The following is a 7,646-nucleotide window of genomic DNA, read 5'->3' as shown; positions in this document are numbered from 1 at the left end:
CGCAGACAGGCTGGTACGTACATACTCTGGAGGAATGAGAAAGAGACTTGAGCTCATAGTAGGATTGGTAAACGAACCAAAGATACTGTTTCTCGACGAGCCTACCCTTGGGCTTGACGTCCAGACAAGAACGCAAATGTGGAACTATGTGAGAGATATACAGAAGAAACTTGATGTTACTATTATTTTGACCTCTCACTATCTGGAAGAAATAGATGCCCTTGCAGATCGCGTATCTATAATTGACGATGGCAAGGTAAGAGTTACAGGAACACCTCAAGAGCTCAAAGAATCGCTAAAGGGGGATATAGTGACAGTGACATTTAAAACTCAGAAGGATGCGGAAGAAATGAAAAATATAAAAAATGTAATAGCAGTTGAAAACTCTGGGCCAAATAGCGTAAGAATCAAAGTTGATAACGCAGACAGTACTTTGCCTGATATTATAAATTTCATATCTGAAAAAAAACTTGCTACCACGAAACTTATAGTGCAGAAACCATCGCTTGACGAGGTGTTTCTTGAATATACTGGCAGAGATATAAGAGAGGGAGAAGCAGGAGAGAGTAGAAAGATGATGATGAATTTGAAGAGGGTGAGAAGATGAGCGGGCTAGGGCCTCTTACAGTAAGAGAATTAAAAAAGTGGTACAGAAATCCAGTATTTTTTATCACGGGCATGATACAACCATTCTTCTGGATTGCACTTTTTGGAAGCGCATTTGATATTACCAAATTTTTCCCGGGAGCCAGCTCTCTGGTGCTGGGTGGTGCGCCTAACTATATTACCTATATAGTAGGCGGGGTACTTACTATAACTGCGCTATTTACCGCCATGTTCGCAGGCACACAAATAATATTTGACAGAAGACTTGGACCAATGGGCAGATTTCTGTCATCCCCTATAAGAAGGAGCTCTATAGTATTCTCTAAAATATTTTCTGCGACAATAAGAGTGCTTCCACAAGCATTGATACTGGTAATAGCTGCTATATTAATCCCAAACGGACTTAAATTTGTGAACGGATTCAGCATATTTGATGGCCTTGTAACAGTGACAGCAATAATACTCGTATCTTTGATCTTTGCATCAATTTTCAGCGTGATTGCCATTAGAATGACAAACATGAACTCTATATTCGGCATTGTTAACCTGGTAAATTTGCCACTTCTTTTTGTAAGCTATGCCATGTTTTCTCCTTCAATGATGGCAAGCTGGCTATCTGATGTAGCACAGTATAACCCAGTATCTTGGTCTGCAGAGGCAATCAGAATGGTAATTATTAATGGAACCCTTACTACTTCACAGTGGATACAGGTCGGACAGTGGCTTGGTGGCCTGGCAATTATCGCTGCTTTGATCTTAAGTTTAACAGCATATTTAGCCGAGAAAGAAATAAGAGATTAAAAGCTCCATTAATTTAATTTTTTTTACAAATTTTTCTCTCTATTTTTGAAAAACTCTTCAATCTCTTTTTTTATATTTTCAGATTTTGATGCATCGATATACTCTTTGAAATAGGTTATACGACGGTCAAGAATGACTGCAAAACCACGATCGGTCTCAGACCTGATCATTCTGCCGATCGCCTGCAACATCTTTCTAGTAGCTGGAGCCTTAACTGTGTACAGATACCCGAACTCCTTACCGAATTTTTTGGTGTAATACTCTTCCAACGCCTTCTGTTTTACTGTTGGTTTAGGGTATGGTATTCCTACAATTATCACCAGTTCCAGTTCTCCTTCTGGAAAATCCAGGCCTTCACTGAATCTGCTTCCTATGACAGTTACGAAAGTGCCACCTTTCTTCTTGAACAGATTTACAAGTCTGACAAAATCTTTCTGTTTGAGCTCTTTTGTGTCAAGGTATAAGTTACCAGGAATATCCAGCCCGATCTTCAGCATCTTGTCCAGTACCCTATATGATGGGAAAAATACAACACTGTTTCTCTTTGATGCCGATAATATTTCTTTAATATATCTCCTGATCTTCTTTAATTCTGTGTTATCTTTTTCAATAACATCATATTTGGTAGTAATGTCTTCTATATATTTTATTTTCAGGTTTTCTGAAGAGAAGGGAGAGGGATATACTTTTTTGATAGGAACAAGCTCTGTAAATATGTTTGCAGTATATTCATCGAGGGGCTTTAAGGTGCCGGACATATGAATGGAAACATATGTGTTTTCGACAGCACTTGTAATAGGGGTAGGGTCTAGTGAATAGATCTCTAACTTTAAATCATCGTCACCTGAGATTAACTTGATCATATCATCACTATCCTCATCAAACCAATCTAATAAGAAAGAGGCGGTGCTGTATATGTAAGATCTAGGCAACTTATCAGAATCTAATTTTTTGAGCCTTATCTTTTCTCCGAATTTTTTCAGCTCTTTCAAATATTCCCTGATCACCACAGAGTTCTTTTTTGAAAGATCCATCAACAGCTCTTCGAATTCAGAGCCTATTATTGTAGCCTCTTCATTTCCAGCAAGCAGATCACTGCCCAACCTGTTCATAGCCTCTTTTACAATCTCTGAAAACTCTGAAGACTTGATATTTTTATAATTGAACTCTCCATATTCCACAATCTCACTGTCAAACCTCTGCAAGATCTTGATGCTCAATGCTAGCGATCGCTCCTCTCTGGCAAAATCTGGTACATTATGTGCCTCATCCACTATAAGTATTATATCTTTAATATCGCACTGCATCCATTCTAATATCTTTGCCCTGATAAACGGATCAAAGAAATAAGGATATGAAGCTACCACGAGATCTGAATTTCTTAATGCAATCTTCATTGTTTCGTAAGGGCAAACTCTCAAAAATTTTGCATGCTCTACCACCTCTTCTGCGGTCGCAAGCGTTGAATTCTGAAAATCGATTAGCTTTTTTCCGTTATCTTTCATGAAATTATAATAGTATTCACATGCTTTAGCGCTGTTTTTCAACACTTTTTTTTTCAAGTTTTCACATATGAGGCTTAGCTCTTCCGCACCCCCCTCTTTCAACTCTCCTTCGGTAGCAAGCATACAATAATTGTTTCTTCCCTGCAATGGAAAGGCTCTGAAATCCAGATATTTTCGAAGTGCTCGTGCCTCTTTCAGAACCTGGATCTGCTGGCTGTTGGTCCTGGTAACATATACAACTTTTTTATGATTTTTAAGCGCGAATTCTAATACCGGCGCCAAGATCACGATAGTTTTTCCTGTGCCGGTAGGCGCCTCAAATACAAAATGCATTTTCGAATTGAGACACGTCTTGATATCCTCTATAATCTCGTTCTGTCCCAGCCTCGGGGTGTATGGAAATATATCATTCATCATATCAATCATTTATTATTTTTTGAGAAAATAATAAGCAATTTGAAACATTGTTATGCGGTTCTGAAATTTCTGTACAGTTATATGGCTAGGTCGGCAAAAATCCAGTAATTTTATTTTCATGAGATACTACTATTGAAAGGTATTTTTACATGAGATGTTTTGATAGACATGTTATCTAAATCTTTTTTGTAAGTCTTACCCGGCAACTTGTAAGCAATTTTTCTGGATAAAAATGCATAATTTTCCATTTTTGTTTCCTGATTAGAATATACTTTTTTCATTTTAATACCTCAAATGAACATTGCTACTTATTATATTAATATTTTTTATTGATAATGGAAACAGCTATTTTCTGCTATTGCAAAGACTATTATATTTAGGAGATTTTCTGGTTGAAATATCTGAAATTACTACAAATGAGCATGGAAAGACATTTGAAGAATCAAAAGGAGATGCAATCAGAGCAATTCAGAATGTTGAATCTGCTGCTGCCGCAACATACAATATTATGGGCAGTTACAATAAAAATATAGCCAACGGAATAGATGAAGAACTCATTCATGAGCCAATCGGTGTTTTTGCACTGGTATCTCCGTTTAACTTCCCGTTAATGATACCTTATTGGTTTATGCCTTATGCAATTGCCCTTGGAAATACAATGATAATGAAACCTTCTGAAAAGACACCACTTAGCATTGAAAAGTCCATGGAATTCATAAAAAAAGCTGGTATACCAGAAAATGTAGTACAACTGATAAATGGAGGAAAAGAGGCTGTAGATTACCTTCTAGAAAATAAAAAAATATCAGGCATAAGCTTTGTAGGATCAACACCTGTTGCCGAATATGTGTATAAAAAAGGTGTCTCTAATAGAAAGAGAGTCCAAGCAGGGGCGTCTGCAAAAAATTATATCTTAGTAATGCCAGATGCAGATATTGATAAATATATGAGCAACATAATTTCATCATTTTTTGGCAATGCTGGAGAAAGGTGCCTGGCTGGGGCAGTGCTTATGACATTTCCAGAAAATCATGATAAAGTATTGAAATCTTTCCTAGACCACGCTAAAAAATTAAAGATAGGATATGGAATGGAAAAAGATATAGAATTGACGCCATTAATCAGAAAAGAGCACAGGGAAAGAGTAATTAATTATATTGAAAGTGGCGTTGAAGAAGGGGCAGATATTATACTTGATGGCAGAAATTATAAAAATGAAAAATATCCAAATGGTTTTTTCATCGGTCCCACAATATTTGATTCAGTATCAAAAGACATGAAGATAGCTAGAGAAGAGATTTTTGGGCCTATAGCTAGCATAATGACGGCAAATAATTTTGATGAGGCAGTCGAAAAGATAAATGAAAGCAGATATGGAAACGCCTCGTCTATTTACACAGGCTCTGGATATTATGCAAGAGAATACTTTTCAAGAGTAAAAGCAGGAAACATCGGTGTAAACATAGGAGTAGCAGCCCCAATCGCATTTTATCCGTTTGGTGGAATGAAAGATTCATTCTTTGGAGACCTACATCCTCAGGGCGGTTTAGACCACATATTGTTCTTCACTGACAGCAAGATAATAATCTCAAGGTGGTAATCCAGAATTTTGATAAACTCTCTGAATCAAGGAAAATTGAAGTAATCATCTATTTCAAGTTCCTGCAACTTTGCCTTAGTGGGTATTCCTTCTACAGACCATCCTCTGGCTTGATAATATTCATCAACTAGTTTTTCGAATTTTTTCTTATCCACCGACATACCTGCACTGGGCCCATTTGGAATAGAATCCTTAAAAATCCTTTCAGGCAAGGTGTCATCGTTTCTCGTGAGATTGCATTTTAAATTGAAAATTTTTTGCAAGTTATAAGCTCTTTCAGAAGAATCCATCAGATCTTTCAATGAGATCTGAACCCCCAAATAATAAGAAATTGCATTCACTACCTTTTCTGGAATGAGAGACCCTCTAGAAAGTTTGCATATGCCAGTTAAATCAAAAAAAGTTGAAAAATCCTGCATGGTTTTAACCAGAGATCCTTTATTTTCATATGATTTTCTATCAACATTTTCAAATATCCAAAATTTGCCATTGAACTCAGGTGCGTAAACTAAAGAATCCAAGTGATCCCAGCCTCTCACGCTAGTGGCCGCCGCTAAGGCCATGCCATATAAACCACGAACATCATATGCTGGCGGTTCTAGGCTCTTTGAATGCATAGCAAAATCTCCACCAGCTTTAATTTTTTCTGACGCTCTCTTAACTCCGTCAGCAAGAAGAGCTCCCATACTACCTTCTCGGTAAGCCATTTTTTTAAGAAGTTTTACTGCTATACCCGTATCCCCAAAATTTATTTTTAAATCATTTAATATGTCTTTTGGAATAAGTTTTTTATCGAACGCTTCCATTGCCCAAGAAATGGTTAAACCTGCAGAAATGGCATCAATGCCAAGAAGATCAGAAAGGTAATGCAGATACGCAATATCCTCAAAATTTTTAATGTTAAGATTTGATCCTAACGAATATATTGTTTCATATTCGAGACCTTCAACATCAAATGCCCCATATTTTTTAGATTCGACATGTACATATTTACCGCAAGGTTTTGTGCATCCGGGACAAGGATGGTATTTCCAATCATATTTTTTAGTCCAGTATGCCGGATCAATTTCAGGTATTTCATTATCTTTAATATTATTGTATACCTCTTCAAAATAACCTTGTTGAAAATTTTTGGCTGGATAAACACCCAAAAATCTGTTTACCAAGTCAAGAGAGGACGCGGTGCCATACTTCATATCACTAATAGACCGAGGATCTTTTTTTAAAAGCTCCACGGCGTTCTTGATTTCTTCTTTGAACCCATCCGAATTTGATGGCTTTTGAAGTTTACCACTCTTAGCAACAATAAACTTAATTTTCTTAGAGCCCATCACTGCGCCTAAGCCGGTTCTTGCAGCCTGTCTGCCATCACATTCTATTGAAGAGATCAAACTTAAATTTTCCCCTGCTGGCCCTATAACAGCAGTTGCATAACCAGAGTATTTTTCATACAGCTTTTTTATGGTCTGCTTTGTATCAAGGCCATAAAAATCAGATGCATTCACCATATTTATATCATCATCAATAACTATGCCAGTCCATTTGTCATAAGCACCTTTTACGGACAGTGCAAGAATATCTAGAGATTTTAAGGCTACGCCTAAATATGCACCTGCAACTGCTCTACCAACTCCCCCTGTTAAAGGAGATCTGGCCATGAATATAGTTTTACTGGCTGTCGGAAATCCAGAGCCTGTGAGAAGCCCAGGAAGAATAGCCAGAATATTTCCAGGTGAAAGACCGTCATACTCCCAAGTTTTTGCGTCATTAAGTATTTTTATACCTAAACCAGTTCCTCCAATGTACTTCTTGAGAGTCGATTTGTCTATTTCAGTTTTTCTATATGAATATTGATCTATTTCAAGTGAATATGCCATTTTTACCTCATTAATCACTTTTTATTTTCAACAGTACTCAGTGATTTTTCAAATATAGAAATTCCTTTGTCTATAAGATCGTCTTCTATAATCAATGGTGCCATAAATCGAAGAACATTAGAATAATGGCCACAGGTATGCATTAATACTCCTTGTTTAAACATCTCAGTTTTGATACTATTTGCTAGATCGCTTGAAGGTTCTTTGAGTTTTTTATCCTTGACTATTTCAACTCCTATCATATAACCTTTCCCTCTTACTTCTCCTATTATTTCACTATTTTCCGCAATTTTTTGAAATCTTTTTTTGATGTATTCTCCTTTACTGCTGACTCTCTCAAGAATGTCCGTATTTTTAAGGATATTTAGAACAGCATTTCCTGAAGCAAGGCCTAGAGGATTTCCTCTATAAGTACCAAGCCGAAAACCGGAAGGCAACTTATCATCATAATCATCTCTGAAAGCAACCATTGATAGCGGTATTCCATTTCCTATGCCCTTTGAAATGCACATTATGTCTGGAGTGATATTGTAATGTTCACTGGCCCAAATTTTTCCAGTTCTTCCTACGCCGGTCTGAACTTCATCAACAATTAAAGGTATGGAATATTTTTCTGTGATTTCTCTTAACATCGGAAGAAAATTATCTGGAGGAACGACATAGCCACCCTCCCCTTGGATAGGCTCAACAAGCACTCCTGCCAAAGGGCCAGGGCCTGCATATGGGTCTTTTATTACATATTCTAAAAGATCCATAATATATTTGCTCATCTCTTCTTCAGGAATTTTTGCAGGGAACCTATAAGCATAAGGAAAAGGAAGATAGTATACATTTTGTGGT

At 37.0% G+C, this 7,646-nt stretch carries 7 protein-coding genes; 3 read left to right on the top strand and 4 right to left on the bottom strand.

Annotated features, from left to right (window positions below):
• The coding region (locus tag QXQ25_04535) for a DUF4162 domain-containing protein (GenBank protein ID MEM0160972.1) at positions 1–607 on the top strand (607 nt) is incomplete at its 5' end.
• Positions 604–1,407 carry an ABC transporter permease gene (locus QXQ25_04530; protein ID MEM0160971.1) on the top strand — a complete coding sequence of 268 codons (804 nt, stop codon included), beginning with the start codon at positions 604–606 and terminating at the stop codon, positions 1,405–1,407. The genes QXQ25_04535 and QXQ25_04530, both read left to right, overlap by 4 nt.
• 23 nt (positions 1,408–1,430) lie before the next feature.
• Here QXQ25_04530 and QXQ25_04525 read toward each other — a convergent pair whose 3' ends face one another.
• Both QXQ25_04525 and QXQ25_04520 read right to left on the bottom strand, forming a co-directional pair.
• Positions 1,431–3,329 carry an ATP-dependent DNA helicase gene (locus QXQ25_04525; protein MEM0160970.1) on the bottom strand — a complete coding sequence of 633 codons (1,899 nt, stop codon included), beginning with the start codon at positions 3,327–3,329 and terminating at the stop codon, positions 1,431–1,433.
• 116 nt (positions 3,330–3,445) lie between these two features.
• Positions 3,446–3,610, bottom strand: a complete 165-nt coding sequence (locus QXQ25_04520) for a hypothetical protein (protein MEM0160969.1) — start codon at positions 3,608–3,610, stop codon at positions 3,446–3,448.
• A gap of 77 nt (positions 3,611–3,687) precedes the next feature.
• Between QXQ25_04520 and QXQ25_04515 the strand changes: the two genes are divergently transcribed.
• Entirely contained in the window at positions 3,688–4,929 is a 1,242-nt protein-coding gene (locus QXQ25_04515; GenBank protein MEM0160968.1) for an aldehyde dehydrogenase family protein, read from the top strand.
• A 26-nt stretch (positions 4,930–4,955) separates the two neighbouring features.
• On the opposite strand, the gene QXQ25_04510 is transcribed toward QXQ25_04515, so the two are convergent.
• Together QXQ25_04510 and QXQ25_04505 are read right to left on the bottom strand one after the other, a co-directional pair.
• Complete coding sequence (locus QXQ25_04510; protein ID MEM0160967.1) at positions 4,956–6,806, bottom strand: aldehyde ferredoxin oxidoreductase family protein; 1,851 nt, start codon at positions 6,804–6,806, stop codon at positions 4,956–4,958.
• A gap of 14 nt (positions 6,807–6,820) precedes the next feature.
• On the bottom strand, positions 6,821–7,646 hold an 826-nt coding region (locus QXQ25_04505), incomplete at its 5' end, for an aminotransferase class III-fold pyridoxal phosphate-dependent enzyme (protein ID MEM0160966.1).

The sequence above is a fragment of the Thermoplasmata archaeon genome (assembly GCA_038729465.1).
Taxonomy (GTDB): domain Archaea; phylum Thermoplasmatota; class Thermoplasmata; order Thermoplasmatales; family ARK-15; genus JAVRLB01.
Note: the sequence above shows the minus strand (reverse complement) of the source record. Positions and strands in the feature narration are given on the sequence as shown.

Bases quoted from the DNA above. Each gene is read 5' to 3' on its own strand.
- QXQ25_04530 (MEM0160971.1), top strand. From the start codon at position 604: ATGAGCGGGCTAGGGCCTCTTACAGTAAGAGAATTAAAAAAGTGGTAC.
- QXQ25_04525 (MEM0160970.1), bottom strand. From the start codon at position 3,329: ATGATGAATGATATATTTCCATACACCCCGAGGCTGGGACAGAACGAG.
- QXQ25_04520 (MEM0160969.1), bottom strand. From the start codon at position 3,610: ATGAAAAAAGTATATTCTAATCAGGAAACAAAAATGGAAAATTATGCA.
- QXQ25_04510 (MEM0160967.1), bottom strand. From the start codon at position 6,806: ATGGCATATTCACTTGAAATAGATCAATATTCATATAGAAAAACTGAA.